This window comes from Paludibacter propionicigenes WB4, from assembly GCF_000183135.1.
In the GTDB taxonomy this organism is placed as follows: Bacteria; Bacteroidota; Bacteroidia; order Bacteroidales; family Paludibacteraceae; genus Paludibacter; species Paludibacter propionicigenes.
In genome coordinates this window covers 1,810,703-1,827,188 of sequence record NC_014734.1, presented here as the reverse complement: position 1 = coordinate 1,827,188, position 16,486 = coordinate 1,810,703, and the positions used below count along the sequence as shown (strand labels likewise).

Below are 16,486 nucleotides of genomic sequence, written 5' to 3'. Positions count from 1 at the left end.
TTTATATAGTGATACAGATAAATTTTTCGAAGAAATTCGGAATTAGAAACTTGCTAAGCTTTGTGAATTATTTTTCGCAGGTAGCGTTTCTTTTGTTTTTGCAGGCAAATCGGTAATTTGATTTGCTGTATTATTCATTATACTGATTTTCTCATCGATAATAATGTAACGCGTGTCTGCCTTTGTATCTCCCGGTTTTTGTACTTCGAGTATATACTCGCCTTTCTTCACCTCGCTGAACACGAATTCATTGTTGTTGCTCTTTTCATTTTCGGCAACTATTTCATTTGTTTTTGAATCGCGCAATACAGCTGTTACATGCTTCATTTCAGGGTTTGTGCTTTTTAATAGCTTCACTTTGATTTCAAATGTGTCTTGTGCAAATAGTTGACTTCCCATTAATATTGAGACACAGATAATTGAGATTTTTTTTACCAGATTTGTTTTCATAAGATGTTATTTTTGTTTGTTAGTAATGAGTAATGGTTTATTTTTATTTTGAACTCCGGCTTTGTTCTTCGCTCGAAGCAGTTGATCGGTTTGATCGGGTTTTAAATTCAGCTTTTCCAAAATTGTAATTGAAGGAAATTTGTAGGCGACGTGAGTCATAATGGTTTATTACTTCAATGTCAACATTGCCGTATTTTGCATAGGCACTACCTCTTCCGGTATCAAAAATATCGTTTATAGCTAGTTTTATATTTCCCTTATCTTTTAATACTTTTCGTTGAATACCAAAGTCTATCGAGTAGCGAGGACGAGTAATGATATTGCTGATTAACTGACTCGAGCTATAGCGACCGCTTAATTCAAATCCGATTTTGTAAGGCAGTGTGAAATTGTTGCTGATATTTCCGTTGTAGCTCCAGCGGTTTATTTTTGAATCCATTCCCGAATTGAACTTAATTTCTTTGAACATGCCGGTTATAGTTCCGTTTAGTCTCCACCATTTGGTGGGTTGTAGTTGAATTGTTTCAGATATATTCATGTCAACAGAGCTGCTTAAGTTTTCATTTGTTTGGTAAATGGATTTTGTAGCATCATCTTGTCGGATTATTTGGGTAAATACACCGCTTGAATAATTATAGCCCACGCTGGTAATAAGTGCATTTTTGAAACTATGGCTCAATCCAAGTGAATGCGTAAACTGTGGCTTCAGGTTTGGATTTCCTACATTATAGGTGTAAGGGTCAACCATCCATCTGAACGGATTTAGCATATCATAGTCCGGTCTGCCTATACGGTAGCTGTATTTAAAGTTTATATTATTGTCTTTATTTATAGCTTGTTGTGCGAAAAACGAAGGGAAAATTTTCAGATAGCTGGTGTCGTTTACCTGATTTGTTACCACCGATGTTCCTTTTGAAATGGTATTTTCTAATCTTAGTCCTAATTGGAAAGTGGTTTTATTGAACTGTCCCCGAGCGTTAATATAAGCCGCCTGAATATCCTCCGAATAGATAAAGTGATCATCCTGTACCAGATATCCTTGCATATTTATTTTACTGTCGGTGTTTACAAAACTGGCTTTTGCACCGGCTTCGAAATTGAAACTCTTTCCTAATGGTAAAACGTAATCAAGTTTGGCGGTGTAGATACTAATATCGTTGCCTTGTTTGGTGCTTACGTTGATATCGTGGTTCTGGTTGTTGCCAGCCGAGTTATAATATACACCGTCTTGTTTGTTCGGGCTGCTGTAATTGAACCAGGCGTAGTCAAAATCGGCAGACAACGACTGACCAATGCTATCGATATCCCATTTATAGTTTGCATTAATGGTTTGGTTTTTCCATCTCTCATTGGAGTTCGATTTCGATATCAGTGTCGAATCAACGTGCATAAATTTGTCGGCAAATGTGGTTTTGCTCTGATCATTATTATCGCTGTGTCCATTGCTTCCGCGCAACATAACACTTACTACATGATTCTTGCGGATAAAATAGTCGGCACCAATTTTATAATTATGAGATTGACCATCATATTGCCCCCTGGTGTAGATTAATTGATAAGCTCCATTGAGAGCGTCGCTTGTGAATCTTCGGGTTGCGTCCATTCCATTAGGCCCTGCCCAATTGTAAAGCGAGTAATTACCATACACATTGAATTTACCATAGTTCATATTAAGGTCTAAACCTCCGTTCCATCCAAATTTACTGGCTATTTCGGCTCCGGCAAAAGTACTGCCGTTGAATCCGGGAGTCTTAATGTGCTTAGTTTTTATGTTGATAATTCCCGAATTACCTTCAGCATCGTAACGCGCAGATGGGTTTTCTATAATTTCAATCCGATCCACATTTTTTCCCTGCATGCCTTTTAGCATGGCTGCCAGTTGATTTGCGGAGACATAAGTTGGCTTTTCATCGATCAACACTTTCACATTTTGTTTTCCTTTCATGCTAATGTTGTCGCTGTTATCAATGGAAATGCCGGGTAGCTTTTTCAGGATTTCGTATACATTTTCCGATGAGGTGGTGATTGATGCTTCGGGGTTTATCACCATTTTGTCTACGGTTTGTTCGATAAACTTTTTAGTAGCTACCACTTCTACGCTTCCCAGTTGCTGACTTGTTTCCGATAGCACAATGTTTTTTTCAATAACTTTATTCGCTTTCGAGTCTATAACCAGCTTTTCTGATTCTGTTTTGGCAAATCCAATCATGCTTACAGCAAGGATATATTCTCCGGGTTTAATTTTATCAATGATAAACTCTCCTTTGTTATTGCAAATTTCGCCTTTAACCAGTTTTTTCGTTGCAGAGTTCACCAGTGAGGCTGTTGCAAATTCGACCGGATTGTTTTTACTGTCAGTTACGCGCCCTTTTATGGTGCCCGAAGTTTCAGCATAAAGTAAATGTGAAAAGAATGTCAGACAGGCGATAACAAACATTCTGCTTGTGTGTAAATTTCTTTTTGATTTCATATAATTTGAATTATTTTTTTAGAATTTCAAAGGAATAAATTGTCTGCTTATTGTAAGCTTTACTAGTATTGACTCCAACAAGAGAAATTTATTACATCGATTATCGATATTTTTTTGTTATTAGACGTAATCAACTACTTGTTTGGATTTACCAGTGTAATCTATTTAACTATTTTTCTGTTTTTGAATACCAGTGTAGTAGTGAAATAGTACACTGCAAAAGTATTTCGTATTTTGATACTACCAAACTATTTTCTATTAAAAGATGTTAATCTGCTAAAAGTTTTTTTGAGACGCATTTCTTGCTTGCCGTAATTTACTGAAATTGAGTACTGTAAATCTGGTTTAATAAATAGACTTATTGTGTTTAGTATAGCAGTAATGAGTCATTCTTTTTGGCTAAGCGTAGAAATCTATTCTTTTTTCTGCGTTGATTTTTTGCTCGATTGGTTGAAAGAAGAGTAATATCTCATTTTAATTCGCCTTGATTTTGGATGCAAATTGAATAAAAAAGATACTGCGCAGCAAATAAGTGGGATGCAAAGCAAGGTTTTGTTACCAATAGAAAGTAGAAGTAGGAAGATGAGGTAACTTTTGGGATAAAGAGCTGGTTTTTGGGACGAAGTAATTAACTGAGCTGATCAAATTGTCGATCAAATGTTTTTATATTTTGTCGGGAAACAGGGATTTCATGGTCGATATGGGATAGTTTTAGCTGATAGCCCAGTGCATTTCCTTTTTTTAGGTACACTTTCTTTATATTCACTATAAAGGCTCTGTGTGTTCTAACAAGTGCGGGGAAATGCGATAATTGCTCTTCGATATTACTGATTGAGTTTCGGATTATTTCTTTTTCAACCTTGTTGTTGCGGTAGAGATAGAATACAACATAATTTCCATCGGATGTAGCATAAAGAAACTGGTCGGGGTAGAAGTTAAGTTTCTCTTTCTTTAGTTTTGAATCTATTTGTATGATTTCTTCAGGTTGCCCGGATTGTGGTGTTGAGCTTGGTTCGTTTTCAGCTTCTGTGCGTATGTTGTATACATAAAAGTAGCGGGAATTCATGAGCGTAAAAAACAAGAATGGAATAACCCCGATAAGAAATGCATATTTACATGAATCCAAAAAAGTAGGTAAGTTCCAGCGATCCGACGATACTTCAACCCAGAACGCTGTAAAATAGATAAAAATACCCATGCCGGATAAAGCGAAAAGGATGGATAAGAATTCTTTCAATACTGTCCACTCATGTTTATCCGAGAAATAGTTTATCGATCTCAGTATTTTCAACATTATAATGATGGATATGGCAGCACTGGAACAATAAATAGCCATTGTGGCCGGGTAGTTCAGAAGTAGAGATTCACGAACTCCTAAAGGTTTGTATATAAGTAAAAACACAAGACAGAATATTGCATTAAGTGCAGACCCAAGGAATTCATGTTTTATAATAAAATTCTGTGGATACTTTCTGTTGAGCCAGTTGTAAACAAGTTTATTCATCTTTCGTCGTATTACCGTATATTCTGAATGATTTTGGTTGGTTAAAATTCAGATGCCAAAAATACAAATAATTTCTTGTTCGCAGTATATATTTTCAGTTCCTTTCGAGAGTTCGTAAAGACAAAAAGGCTGGACGGATATAAAAGCAGTTATTAGTTTTACTACGAGTTGAAATTATTGAGCATTCAAATCTAATCTATTTCAATCTGGTATTTGTCCAATAATCCTTCTAGCCCCATTTTAGAAAACCGGGCTTTCTTTATCTTGTTAGCTTCAGGGTCGATAGAATAATTAAATGCAGTTCTGAAATCAGCCTTTTCGAGGTTCGTTTTGTGAAATATAGCCCGATTTAAATTGCAGTTGTCTAAAACCCCGGACGACATGTCTGCTTCGGTAAAGTCTGTTTCTTCCAGATTGCAGTTTATGAACCGGGTTTTCTTTAGTTTTACTTTCTGAAATACGGCTAGTTTAAGCACGCAGTTTTCAAACCTTACCGAAAATAAGAATGGATTACACTCATCAAACTGAACTCCGACTAATTTACAACCAATAAACTGAATATCGCTCAGGGCGGTGTTTTTTAAACTGGCAAGGCTAAAATCACAACTTTCGAAAGTGCAATCGCGAAAGCTAACATCTACCAGATTGGAGCTGTAAAAATTGCAATTGAGAAATCTGCAGTTGTCGTAAACCTCACAAGGAAACTTTTTTTGTGAGAAGTCAAGTCGTTCGAAAATTTTATTCTCTGTCATAATTTTATTCCATTGTTTTCTTCCGAAATACTTAACAACCAGCTTCGGTAGGGTGATCTTGAACCAGATTTTTCATACTCTTTTGGCAATTACAATCAATAATTTGAGGATATAAAAATAGAGAATCTACAGTTATGATTCTCTATTTTTTAAAAGTCAAAGAAGTATTTCTTATTTTCTGTTTTTCATTTCTTCGGCAGTTTTCACACGCAAGCCCGGATTTTCTTTTACCATCTGGCGAAGAAACTCTTCAGGATACCCGGCACGAATTATTGTTGGCGGAATTTTATGGTCGTTTTGTACAAACTTTCCGTTTTTCTCAGCTTTTATATTTCCATCCATATACTTAACCAACAGATATTCGCCAAGTTTTTTCCAAGAAGCTGTAGAGTTTTCGGCTTGTGAATTGCTGAAATTTGTAAGGAAAATACGTGCATCTGCTTCAGTCATTCCTACAGCTACTTTATCCATAGCAGGAACCAATGCGTTGAAATCTGTTTCCCATTGAGCCTGAACCTTTTTTATGTCGGGAAACATAAATGAATATTTGCTATAGGCATAGTTTGCCACCGAGTTGTAAATCCAGAAAGCAGATGTAGGTGAATACTCTAATAGACTTCCATTATCAGCACGATAACATTCAGGCACTTTAGTAATTCCGCAATACATTGGAACATAGAGTGATGTGGCTGCATCATCTACACCAAACCATAAAATACCACCAATGTAATCGGGGAGCCAGCTGCGCATCTGAGCCACAAAGGTAAATCCTGTTTGTTGTGTTGCTGTTGGGCGTTCGTGAACATATTCCACGCTGTCAACTTTAAAAGTTAACGGGCTGTAGCGCAATTTGGTTTTAAAAGGTCCTGCTGCTAATCCTTTTGTCATATCCAGCTCGGTTCCTTCGTACTGATCGCGCATGTAGTCCTTTATTTTTTGCGCTGTAAGTTTTACGGTTGGTTTAATCCACAGCGGCATACGTTCTGCAGTTTCACCCTTTATGTATGATAGGTATTTATCCATTGCAGGATCAATTTTTCGGAAGAATGACCATACGCGGGCTTCACAGGCACGTAGCGCTACATAATCAAGTGGAGCATAAGTATCAGAAAAACTGAAATCTTTGTTTTTGCCTTTAAAATAACCTTTCTCTCGGGCAAAAGCAATTACATCTTCTGAATACATGCAATTATTTTTATCGTCATAAGGGAAAGTTGTGATACGAGCCTGATTGGCATGAGCCGACACACAGTCGTCGGGAATACGTTGAGCAACCCAAACCGCACCTTTGTTATGCGCTCCTTTTCCAATCATTTCCATAATCCATACTTCGTTCGGATCGGCAATAGAGAAAGACTCACCTTCGCTGTAATATCCGTATTCGGCCACAAGATCGGTCATAACCTTTATTGCTTCTCGCGCAGTTCTGGCACGCTGAAGTGCAATGTAAATAAGGCTACCGTAATCAATAACGCCGGTGGTATCAACCAATTCTTCACGTCCACCAAAAGTAGTTTCTCCGATACTCAATTGATGTTCATTCATATTCCCAATGACAGAATACGTGCTTTCTACCTGTTTTATTTTTCCGAGGTATTTTCCTGTATCCCAGTCGTGAATTTCGAGCATACTGCCCGCAGGATATGTGGCTGCAGGATAATGATATAAAGCTCCGAACAGAAAATATGAATCGGCATTATATGAAATAAGCGTAGAACCATCCAGCGTTGCGGCTTTTCCTACTAAAAAATTTGTACACGCTGAAACGTAGTTGAAAGTTGCTATAAAAGCAAATAAAAGGAGAGTTTTTTTTATCATTGTTTTCTTGTTTTTTCTTATGATGGTCGCAAAGATAAAACATAAAACCTAAATAAAAAAAGAACCAAAAGTCAAAAGTCTGGATGTAAAGGTCAAAAGACATTAAAAGTGCTGGTTTCTGTTGCTTTTTGAGAAGGATTTTTTGATCCAGTTAGGTATAATCAATATTCCGAGCAAAAGATACAGGTAGTAACTGATAAGCCGCCATACCAACGTAACGAAGATAATAGCACTTGCCGATGAGAAAATATCGCTGTAGTATTCTTTAAAAGCATATTCGCTTACTCCACTGCCACCGGGAGTAGGACTTACCACCATGAATACCCATAAAATTAGCTGGCGTGCAAAAACCACCAAATGATTAATATGCACAGGTTTAAAAGCCATAAATACAGCATTGACCACTAAGAAACGGGCAGACCATGTAAGTAAAGTCATTCCAAAAGCTTTTACCCAAAAATTGAATGGATGTTTGCCAATATCGATAGAAGCCTGTATCAAGTTGTTAGTTAAAAGTTCTACGTTACTGTACCAGCGACGTAAAACGGGCAGTTTGAAAAGTGTGAGTAACATGTTTTTTATCCACACCGGTCGTTTGAATATGCCGATAAATAAAATTCCGGTCCAGATTAAACGCATGATGTACAACCCGGTAAATACAATAAAAAATGTCGATACTATGACTGATGATGAATTGAATAGCTGATTAAGAGGAATGAATAGGAAAACGATAGGGGAAACTATTAAGAAGAACAATTCATCCAAAAACAGATTGACAAACATGATAGTTGTGCTTCTGCCTGCGTTTATTCCTTCTTTAATCAGGAAAATGACAACAAGACTTGATCCACCCACGGCAGCAGGAGTTACGGCCGATGTAAATTCGCTCAGAATATTAATATGAAAGGCTTGTCGCCAGCTTAGATCTTTTTCGGTAAGTAATCTGAAGCGCCACATCATTCCAAAATCGCGCATGAGCATTAAAATAAACGCCAACAGAATGAACAGAATGCTTAGTACATTGAAATCGAAGGAAAAGAATACAGCAGGATCAAACTCGCTTAGAAATAGCCACCCGATAACCACCAGTCCCAATAAAATCGGAACCAGAACCTGGTAAATTTGAAATGGCCTAGTTGGGTTTTTCGCCCCAGTCTGAGTTATCGTTTCCATTTTCGTTCTATTAGTTTTCTGTATCTGTCAAGTACTTCTTCAGCAATGCTTTCCCACGATCTGGCTATACTCTGGGAAGCATTAATCCCTGCTTCTCTGATCTTTTCAGGAGATTTGAAAAGCTCTCGTAATTTTTCTGCAAAAGCCCGGCTGGACTCTTCAATCAGAAATCCATTGTAATAGTCAACTATATTTTCTGCAGAGGATGAGCCTTTTACCAACACTGACGGAGTCTGCATTGCTCCGGCTTCACGAACCACCAGAGGTGCATTATCATAAATCGAAGGAAAAAGAAATAAATCTGCTGCTGCGTAATACTCTTTCAACGTATCGCGCTCGGTAATAACGCCTACAAAGCTGACCTTAGAGCTTAAATCCAGTTTGTCAACCAGTTCTTGCAATTCGGCTTTAGCATAGCCGGTGCCGATAAAAAACATTTTGAAGGGCAAATCTTTAATCTCGCCCAGTGTTTCAACAATCAATCGGGTGTTTTTCTCCCAGATATGTTGTCCGACAAAGAGAAACATTAATTCATTATCAGCTATCCCCAGCTTTTTTCGCGCAGCCATTTTGATTGGCGCAACCGGAAGATTGGTAGCAAAATCATTTCCATTATCTACTACCTCTACTTTGCCTTTAAAGCCATATTCCCGAATGGTTTCTTCAACCGATGCTTGCGGAATCCATACTTCATCAGCTTTTTCGAAAAATCTGATAATTCCGTCTGTCATCAGTTTGGCAATGAATTTATTGTGGACAGAATGTTCAAAATCATCGCGGTATTTCGAATGAAAAGTAGCTACGAAAGGTACTTTTTGTTTCCGGGCAATATTCAACGCGAGTCTCCCCGAACTGAATGGGCAGTGAGCATGTACTAAGCCAAAAGAAATATTTTCAATAGCCATTTGGAAAGCGGGATCTATCTCCGGTAATCCTATGCGATAAGGGCTTCTGCCCAATATCGGTATAGAAGTATAACGATAAATTGGATATGGCTCGTTGTCAGAGTAATTAGGCGACTTAGGAGTAATAACGCATACAGGTTGTTTTTTTTGATTTAGCCAATAAGCATAATTTTGGGTTGCTAGTGAAACACCATCCATAATTGGAGGAAAACTATCGTTAAAGATTCCAATAGTTTTCATAACATCGCCAACAGTTTTAGTCATGTAATTTTGTTTTTCTATGTAAAGAGCAGAATCCGAATGAATAATGGAGTACCACGCTAAAGCGCAAATTTATAATAATCTTTTCATATCTCCACACTTTAGCTACTTTACGTGCTTTTTGTAATACAGATATGATGTGCTTTATTTACAACAGGAGTAGTTTCAACTGTTTGTATTTGTAGACAATAGTGTTGTAAAACAGCTATTAACTTTTGCTTTTGTCGGAAGATTTTAATGTAATAATAACAGATATTTAATACAATCTTAATGTAAATTAAGCTGAAAATCAGTTTTTATTGCCATTATTATTAAAAAAGCCGTATCTTTGTAGGCTAAAGAAATATCATTTTCTGTAAAAAAGCTTTCATATTGCTAGTGTAATAGGTTGTTTTTTTAGTTGATTAATTGTATTTGATTGGCGGAATCTCTGATTTCCACGACTTTGAGGTAATAGAGTATCTGATATTGAGTTAACTTCACAAATATACTATAAGTGTTTGATAAATAATGATTAATAGCCGTTCAATACGTTTTTTTTCAGTAGAAAAATTGACGTTTATTTATATACTGATAACTACACTGATAATTCTCTTTTTGAGGCCGGAACTAAGTGTAGCCCGAAAACTTTTAAGTGTTAGGGTTTTAATGATTTTTGCTATTTTCGGATTAGCCTATCTCAACTCAATAAAAAATTGGTGGGTCATAAGATTCTCTCGTTTTGCATTTGTGGGCGGACTGCTTGTTTATTGGTATCCCGAAACATTTGATATAAACAGAATGATTCCTAACTACGATCATCTGTTGGCCGGACTTGAACAAAAGATATTTGGATTTCAACCTGCTATTGCTTTCAGTCAGCTATATCCTCAGCGGTGGTTCTGTGAGCTTCTAAATATGGGCTATTTTGCGTATTATCCTTTAATTATTGGTACTAGTATGTATCTGTATATCAAAGATAGAAAATATTTTGAATACTTCTTTTTTACAGTGCTTTTTTCTTTTCTTTGTTATTATACCATCTACATTTTGTTTCCAACTGCCGGACCACAGTATTATTTTCAGGCAATAGGTTTCGATCAGGCTCAATCTGGAGTTTTTCCTCATGTAGGCTTTTATTTCGACAGACATCAGGAATTATTATCCCAAAATACGAATCCCGGTTTCTTTTCTCATTTGGTTCAGAATACACAGCAGGTAGGTGAACGACCAACCGCTGCTTTCCCCAGCTCTCATGTTGGTATATCGACTCTGGTGCTGATATTGATTCTCAAAAATCGTCGATATTTATTGTTCTCTATCTTATTCCCAATTTATATGGCCTTGGTTGCTGCAACAGTTTATATTCAGGCTCATTACCTTATTGACGTTGTGGCTGGTTTGGCTACATCCGTAGTTTTCTTCATTTTGGGAAGTCAGGTATACAAAGAATTTACCCGTAAATATATGGGAATTTCGGAGTTGTCATCAGTATTCCTCAAAGAACGTGTGAAAATAAGGAATTATTGATTTCGCAATTATAAAGGTAGTTTACAGCTCATCTCTTTTCCACCCCTTGTATAAATAATTAGAACCAGGTTATTTTCTGAATATCCATTTCTGAATAGAATCTGCAAAAGAAAAAATCCCTTAGTTCCCATTCAGGTTTAATACTGGTTGTTTAGATAATTTCTTATCTTTGCATGCCTGTATCAATGGATTCCTACTTGTAAAATGTCAGCTATGCCACAGTCTTTTAATTTAGAAAAGCTCAATAAGATGTGTAAAAACACAATGATGGAGCATTTGGGAATTGAATTTACCGAAGTATCGGAAGGTAGACTTGTGGCAAAAATGCCTATTGACGAGCGAACTATTCAACCCATGAAACGTTTACACGGAGGCGCAACTATGGCTTTGGCAGAGTCTGTTGGCAGTGCCGGTTCACTGACTTTGGTCGATCCTACAAAATATGCGGTATTAGGCGTTGAGATAAGTGGAAGTCATGTTGGCGCTACTTCGGGAGACTTTGTCATTGCAACAGGAACAATACAGCATCAGGGGAAAACCTCGCACGTATGGGAAATTCGGGTTGAAGACAAAAATGGCAAGTTGATTTCTATCTGCCGCCTTACCAACCGTATTATTCCAATTAAGTCTGAAAAATAGAATGGCTTTTGAAAACTCATCATATCAATCACTTGGTAAATTACAAACGGTTTGTTTGAAACAAAATATTCCTTTTGCTTCTTATCGTTTACCACTCGACAACGAAATAATAACGTTGGTTCAGCATCATTCTTTCCCTGAGAAATTGAGTTCCACACAAGATCTAGATAAAAAGATTGGTTTTGTCGTGGCGCCATTTGATGAAACTGCAAAACATGGAACCTATTTTCTTAAACCCGATTGTGTTTTCTTTTCAGATCAGATTGAAGCTGTTTACATTCAAAAGCTATCGGAAAATAACCGGTTCTTGTCAATTGAAAAACTTAAAGAAAAAGATATTCAAACCACTGCTCCGTCAGAATATATCAATAATGTCAATGCGGCCAAAACTGCAATGACTGAAGGAAGATTTCACAAAGTGGTATTATCCAAAATCCGATTGGAAAAGTTGGACGACAAATTTATTGCGGCTGATTTTTTCCTGAAGTTATGCGACAAGTATCCGCATGCTTTTGTGTATATGATTCAGCTTCCGGAGGTCGGCAGTTGGATAGGAGCAACGCCGGAACCATTGGTGGTTATTGAAAACGATTGCGTTAAAACCGTATCGCTTGCAGGAACGCAAATGTCTACTGATGCAGAAATAGAATCGTACGGTTGGAGCAACAAAGAAAAGGAAGAGCAAGGCATTGTGACTAATTTTGTGGAACAGACACTCAAATCGCTTGATATAAGAAATTATGATAAGACGGGGCCAACGAATTATCAGGCAGCCAATCTGATTCATTTAAAAACTGCTTTTGAATTTCCAACCGCTGATTTGAAAAACCGCTTAGGTGATTTTCTGAAGGCACTGCATCCAACTCCTTCAGTAGGTGGTTTACCCAAAGCGGAGGCTCGTGAGTTTATTTTGGCTAACGAAAAACACGACCGCAGTTATTATACAGGCTTTCTGGGTCCGATTAATATTGAGAACAAAAGCCATGTGTTTGTAAACTTACGTTGTTTGCAGTTATTCGAAAAACAGTTTGTTCTTTATAGTGGTGCAGGTATTACAACTTCGTCTGTTGCCGAAAAAGAATGGGAGGAAACTGATAATAAAATGATGACGATGATGAATGTGATGAAGACCCCTAACCCCTAAAGGGGAACTTTCATTCGTAGTAAATGACTAAATAGTAGAATTGATAATGATTCATTTTAGACAAGGAATTAAAAATATACCGGAAATCTGTGCACGTCACGGTGTGAAGAAAGTAATTATTGCACCGGGATCGCGAAATGCTCCGTTGATATTTGCGTTTACTGCTCAACAGGAGCTGGAATGTCTGAGCATAACCGACGAACGTTCGGCTGCTTACTTTGCGTTGGGAATCGCTCAACAAAGTGGCGAAGCTGTAGCCTTGGTTTGTACTTCGGGCACGGCTGTATTGAACTTTGCACCCGCCATTGCCGAGGCGTATTATCAGAATCTACCGTTACTTGTTTTTACTGCCGATCGTCCTGCCGAAATGATTGATCAGGCCGATGGACAAACTATCAGACAAACCAATATCTACGCCAATTACATCAAAGCTAGTTTTGACTTGCCGGTTGAAACCATCGTTTCGGCCGATTTAGAATTCTCTGATCGTCAGGTTTCACAGGCAATTGATACAGCGGTTTTATATCCGCAAGGTCCCGTTCAGATTAATGTGCCATTGCGTGAACCCATTTACACAGCTTTGCCAGAGACACATAGCCTGCCTAAAGTCATCAAAACGCTTGCTTCGGATACTTTGTTGAACGATAAAAGTGTACAGGCTTTACGCGCTGGTTGGTTGAGCCACAAACGCAAGCTGGTGGTATTCGGTGTTTTTCCGAAAGATGAAACGCTAAACGCGCTTGCCCGCAAATTGGCAGATGAACCGGATGTGGTGGTTTTGTGCGAAAATTTATCAAACATTAGTGGTGATAACATTATAACGCAGCCGGAATCTTTATTTTCCAGAATAAATTCGAAAGAAAATACAGACCTGTTTGCACCTGATTTGTTGATAACTATTGGTCATTCTGTTATTTGCAAACAGTTGAAACTATATCTTCGTGCCCATCAGCCGGCGGAACAATGGCAGCTAGAATCGTCCATGCCTTATGTTGATACCTACAAAAGCCTGACTTCGATAATTCCCGGAAAAGCCTTGAATATTTTATCAGCTTTGCCCTTGGGAGAAACAGCAAGTAATTTCAGCGGCATTTACCGAACAGAAATGCAACAGGTAAAGAAGCTTCACGAAGAGTTTGTAAAAGATGCGACTTTGTCGGATATGGCCGTGACGATTGAATTATTGAAACAAACACCGGCCGGATCTGTATTACATTTGGCAAACAGTACTTCGGTTCGGTGGACGCAACTTTTCCCAACTCGTAGCGACTTGACTTATTTATGTAATCGTGGAACTTCAGGCATTGATGGCAGTTTATCAACTGCAGCTGGGTATGCTTATGCTTCCAAGCAACCAACTGTTTTCCTTACCGGTGACCTGTCGTTTATTTACGATTCTAACGGTCTGTGGAATAATTATATCGGCGATAATTTCAAAATCATTGTGATGAATAATAACGGTGGCAATATATTCCGCTTTATCGGTGACAAGCAATTGATGGAAAAAAGTCTTGACTTTTTCACCACGCCGCATCAGGTGAAAATAAAATCGTTGGTTGAGGCATATGGATTGGATTATAGATGTTGTGACAAAACGGAGGACTTGGAAGAAAGCCTGAAGAATCTTTTTAGTGCAGATAAAGCAACGGTACTTGAGATTTTTACAGATGCCGATTTAAATACAGAGAATTATAAAGGATATTTTAAGAACATAATAAGGATGACCCCTAACCCCTAAAGGGGAACTGGATTACTTTTGTTTTAGAAAGTCACATTGGTGGATTTATAAAGGTCTTAAAGCTTCTTTAGGGGTTTGGGGTTAAAAGCGCAATATTAACTACTCTTATTCCCCTTTAGGGGTTAGGGGTACATAAAAATAAAATTACTAACTAATAAATTAGCCCCTTTAGGGGTTTGGGGTCATATGAGAAACTGGACAACCATTAAAGAATTTGAAGAGATCAAATTCGAGTATTTCGAAGGAATAGCAAAAATAACGATTAACCGTCCGCGTTATCGTAATGCATTTACGCCTGATACCATTAAAGAAATCATTGAATCGATGGTTTTTTGCCGAGATAGTCAGGACATAGCTACTGTGATTCTTACCGGCGAAGGGGATAAGGCATTCTGTAGTGGGGGAGACATTAATGTAAAACAAATCGGCGGATACATTGGTAAAGATGGTATTCCACGTTTGAATGTGCTTGACTTGCAAAAGATGATTCGCAGTCTGCCTAAACCGGTTGTGGCTATGGTAAATGGTTTTGCTATTGGTGGCGGACATGTATTACACGTAGTTTGTGATTTGTCAATCGCTTCCGAAAATGCCATCTTTGGACAAACAGGCCCGAAAGTAGGAAGTTTCGATGCCGGATTTGGTTCTTCTTATCTGGCTCGTGTTGTGGGACAAAAGAAAGCCCGTGAAATCTGGTTCCTTTGCAAACAATACTCAGCTACCGAAGCATTGGAGTTGGGACTGGTGAACACTGTTGTACCATTTGATAAACTGGAAGACGAAACAGTGGCCTGGTGTAAACAAATGATGCAACACAGCCCGTTGGCATTGCGTATGATCAAAGCCGGATTGAATGCAGAACTTGATGGACAAGCCGGAATCCAGGAATTGGCAGGTAATGCCACCATGTTGTACTACATGACCGAGGAAGCACACGAAGGTAAAGATGCCTTCCTGCAAAAACGCAAACCTGATTTCTCGAAATACCCAAAGATGCCGTAATTTATAACCACTAAGGCACTAAGTTCACAAAGAGTCACACAGAACATTTCGAATTGAAGAATATATTAGTGCAACTCCGTGTTCTTAGTGCCTAAGTGGTAAATATATTTTTTATGATTAAACCCTGGATACAAGCTTTTCGTTTAAAAACTTTGCCATTGGCATTGGCAAACACTATTATCGGTTCCTGCCTGGCAGCTTCCGATGATGGGTTTCGTTGGTCGGTGTTTGGTTTGGCGGCATTGACAACTGTTTTGTTGCAAATCATGTCGAACATGGCCAATGATTACGGCGATTTTGTCAATGGTAAAGACACTGCCGAACGTATTGGCCCGAAACGCATGGTGCAGTCGGGCGAGATAACTCCCAAAATTATGTTGCGGGGAATTATCGTCATAGGCATTCTGTGTGTGGTTTCCGGTTTAGCTCTTATTCTGATCGGAACAGCCGGAATGGATATAACGAATCTATTGATTTTTGGTGTATTGGGATTAGCTGCCATAGCTGCTGCCATTAAATACACCGTTGGTAAAAATCCGTATGGCTATCGGGGACTGGGGGATATCTTTGTGTTTATCTTCTTTGGATTGGTAGGCGTTATCGGGACGTATTTTTTGCATACACAATCGTTTCGTTGGGATATTTTATTGCCAGCTTCGGCCATTGGTTTCTTAAGTACCGGTGTGTTGAACATGAACAATATGCGCGATTACGAAGCCGATAAAAATGCAGGAAAGACAACTATTGTAGTCGCGATGGGAGTGAAGAAAGCAGCTTATTATCATTTGTTTTTAGTGGCTGGAGCAGCTTTACTGGCTGTGATCTATACCCTGTTGAATTATCATTCTGCTTGGCAGTGGTTGTTTGTACTTTCGTTTCCCATCTTATTTTTGAACCTGAAAAAAGTTTTTACTTATAAGGATGCACTGGAATTATATCCTGAACTGCCTCGCTTGTCTATGGCAAGTCTGGTGTTTGCAGTTACTTTTGGAATCGGACTAATTTTATAGATATTTGTCCTTCGGACGATATTAAACTGCGTTGATATTAGCCTTTGGCGATATTAAACTTCGGCGAAGCCAAATAACAATTAATATCGCGAAGCTAACCATTAATAACGT

Annotated in this window: 13 protein-coding genes; 6 read left to right on the top strand and 7 right to left on the bottom strand. The window is 38.2% G+C overall.

Going from position 1 to position 16,486, the window contains the following annotated elements:
• Positions 1 to 42: 42 nt before the first annotated feature.
• From PALPR_RS07710 to PALPR_RS07680, 7 genes are all read right to left on the bottom strand, one after another.
• Positions 43 to 450, bottom strand: coding sequence for a hypothetical protein (locus tag PALPR_RS07710; protein ID WP_013445058.1), 408 nt, complete (start codon positions 448 to 450; stop codon positions 43 to 45).
• Between the two features lie 43 nt (positions 451 to 493).
• A complete protein-coding gene (locus tag PALPR_RS07705; RefSeq protein WP_013445057.1) occupies positions 494 to 2,920 on the bottom strand; it encodes a TonB-dependent receptor in 2,427 nt (808 codons plus the stop codon).
• A gap of 628 nt (positions 2,921 to 3,548) precedes the next feature.
• Complete coding sequence (locus PALPR_RS07700) at positions 3,549 to 4,424, bottom strand: LytTR family DNA-binding domain-containing protein (RefSeq protein ID WP_013445056.1); 876 nt, start codon at positions 4,422 to 4,424, stop codon at positions 3,549 to 3,551.
• Positions 4,425 to 4,615: 191 nt separating this feature from the next.
• Positions 4,616 to 5,176, bottom strand: coding sequence for a pentapeptide repeat-containing protein (locus PALPR_RS07695; RefSeq protein ID WP_013445055.1), 561 nt, complete (start codon positions 5,174 to 5,176; stop codon positions 4,616 to 4,618).
• A 171-nt stretch (positions 5,177 to 5,347) separates the two neighbouring features.
• Positions 5,348 to 6,994, bottom strand: coding sequence for a dipeptidase (locus PALPR_RS07690; RefSeq protein WP_013445054.1), 1,647 nt, complete (start codon positions 6,992 to 6,994; stop codon positions 5,348 to 5,350).
• 102 nt (positions 6,995 to 7,096) lie between these two features.
• Entirely contained in the window at positions 7,097 to 8,167 is a 1,071-nt protein-coding gene (locus PALPR_RS07685; protein WP_013445053.1) for a lysylphosphatidylglycerol synthase transmembrane domain-containing protein, read from the bottom strand.
• The gene (locus PALPR_RS07680; RefSeq protein ID WP_013445052.1) at positions 8,155 to 9,336 is read right to left on the bottom strand and encodes a glycosyltransferase; all 1,182 of its coding nucleotides are present in this window, start codon (positions 9,334 to 9,336) and stop codon (positions 8,155 to 8,157) included. The genes PALPR_RS07685 and PALPR_RS07680 overlap by 13 nt, the downstream gene beginning before the upstream one ends.
• 645 nt (positions 9,337 to 9,981) lie before the next feature.
• On the opposite strand from PALPR_RS07680, the gene PALPR_RS07675 reads away from it, so the two are divergent.
• The 6 genes from PALPR_RS07675 to PALPR_RS07650 all read left to right on the top strand — a co-directional run bounded on the left by PALPR_RS07675 (position 9,982) and on the right by PALPR_RS07650 (position 16,375).
• Complete coding sequence (locus tag PALPR_RS07675; protein WP_171805030.1) at positions 9,982 to 10,842, top strand: phosphatase PAP2 family protein; 861 nt, start codon at positions 9,982 to 9,984, stop codon at positions 10,840 to 10,842.
• Positions 10,843 to 11,091: 249 nt separating this feature from the next.
• On the top strand, positions 11,092 to 11,481 hold the full coding sequence (locus tag PALPR_RS07670; RefSeq protein ID WP_216086318.1) for a PaaI family thioesterase: 390 nt from the start codon (positions 11,092 to 11,094) through the stop codon (positions 11,479 to 11,481).
• Position 11,482: 1 nt separating this feature from the next.
• Positions 11,483 to 12,625, top strand: a complete 1,143-nt coding sequence (locus tag PALPR_RS07665; protein WP_013445049.1) for an isochorismate synthase — start codon at positions 11,483 to 11,485, stop codon at positions 12,623 to 12,625.
• 46 nt (positions 12,626 to 12,671) lie between these two features.
• Positions 12,672 to 14,363: a 2-succinyl-5-enolpyruvyl-6-hydroxy-3-cyclohexene-1-carboxylic-acid synthase gene (menD, locus tag PALPR_RS07660; protein WP_013445048.1), complete on the top strand. Its 1,692-nt coding sequence runs from the start codon at positions 12,672 to 12,674 to the stop codon at positions 14,361 to 14,363.
• A gap of 186 nt (positions 14,364 to 14,549) precedes the next feature.
• Entirely contained in the window at positions 14,550 to 15,365 is an 816-nt protein-coding gene (gene menB, locus PALPR_RS07655; RefSeq protein WP_013445047.1) for a 1,4-dihydroxy-2-naphthoyl-CoA synthase, read from the top strand.
• Positions 15,366 to 15,478: 113 nt separating this feature from the next.
• On the top strand, positions 15,479 to 16,375 hold the full coding sequence (locus PALPR_RS07650; RefSeq protein ID WP_013445046.1) for a 1,4-dihydroxy-2-naphthoate polyprenyltransferase: 897 nt from the start codon (positions 15,479 to 15,481) through the stop codon (positions 16,373 to 16,375).
• Positions 16,376 to 16,486 lie beyond the last annotated feature (111 nt).

Excerpts from the sequence above, each read along its gene's own strand:
- PALPR_RS07700 (WP_013445056.1), bottom strand. The coding sequence starts at position 4,424 with ATGAATAAACTTGTTTACAACTGGCTCAACAGAAAGTATCCACAGAAT.
- PALPR_RS07710 (WP_013445058.1), bottom strand. The coding sequence starts at position 450 with ATGAAAACAAATCTGGTAAAAAAAATCTCAATTATCTGTGTCTCAATA.
- menB (WP_013445047.1), top strand. The coding sequence starts at position 14,550 with ATGAGAAACTGGACAACCATTAAAGAATTTGAAGAGATCAAATTCGAG.
- PALPR_RS07665 (WP_013445049.1), top strand. The coding sequence starts at position 11,483 with ATGGCTTTTGAAAACTCATCATATCAATCACTTGGTAAATTACAAACG.
- PALPR_RS07690 (WP_013445054.1), bottom strand. The coding sequence starts at position 6,994 with ATGATAAAAAAAACTCTCCTTTTATTTGCTTTTATAGCAACTTTCAAC.
- PALPR_RS07680 (WP_013445052.1), bottom strand. The coding sequence starts at position 9,336 with ATGACTAAAACTGTTGGCGATGTTATGAAAACTATTGGAATCTTTAAC.
- PALPR_RS07650 (WP_013445046.1), top strand. The coding sequence starts at position 15,479 with ATGATTAAACCCTGGATACAAGCTTTTCGTTTAAAAACTTTGCCATTG.
- PALPR_RS07670 (WP_216086318.1), top strand. The coding sequence starts at position 11,092 with ATGTGTAAAAACACAATGATGGAGCATTTGGGAATTGAATTTACCGAA.
- PALPR_RS07695 (WP_013445055.1), bottom strand. The coding sequence starts at position 5,176 with ATGACAGAGAATAAAATTTTCGAACGACTTGACTTCTCACAAAAAAAG.
- PALPR_RS07685 (WP_013445053.1), bottom strand. The coding sequence starts at position 8,167 with ATGGAAACGATAACTCAGACTGGGGCGAAAAACCCAACTAGGCCATTT.
- PALPR_RS07675 (WP_171805030.1), top strand. The coding sequence starts at position 9,982 with ATGATTTTTGCTATTTTCGGATTAGCCTATCTCAACTCAATAAAAAAT.
- menD (WP_013445048.1), top strand. The coding sequence starts at position 12,672 with ATGATTCATTTTAGACAAGGAATTAAAAATATACCGGAAATCTGTGCA.
- PALPR_RS07705 (WP_013445057.1), bottom strand. The coding sequence starts at position 2,920 with ATGAAATCAAAAAGAAATTTACACACAAGCAGAATGTTTGTTATCGCC.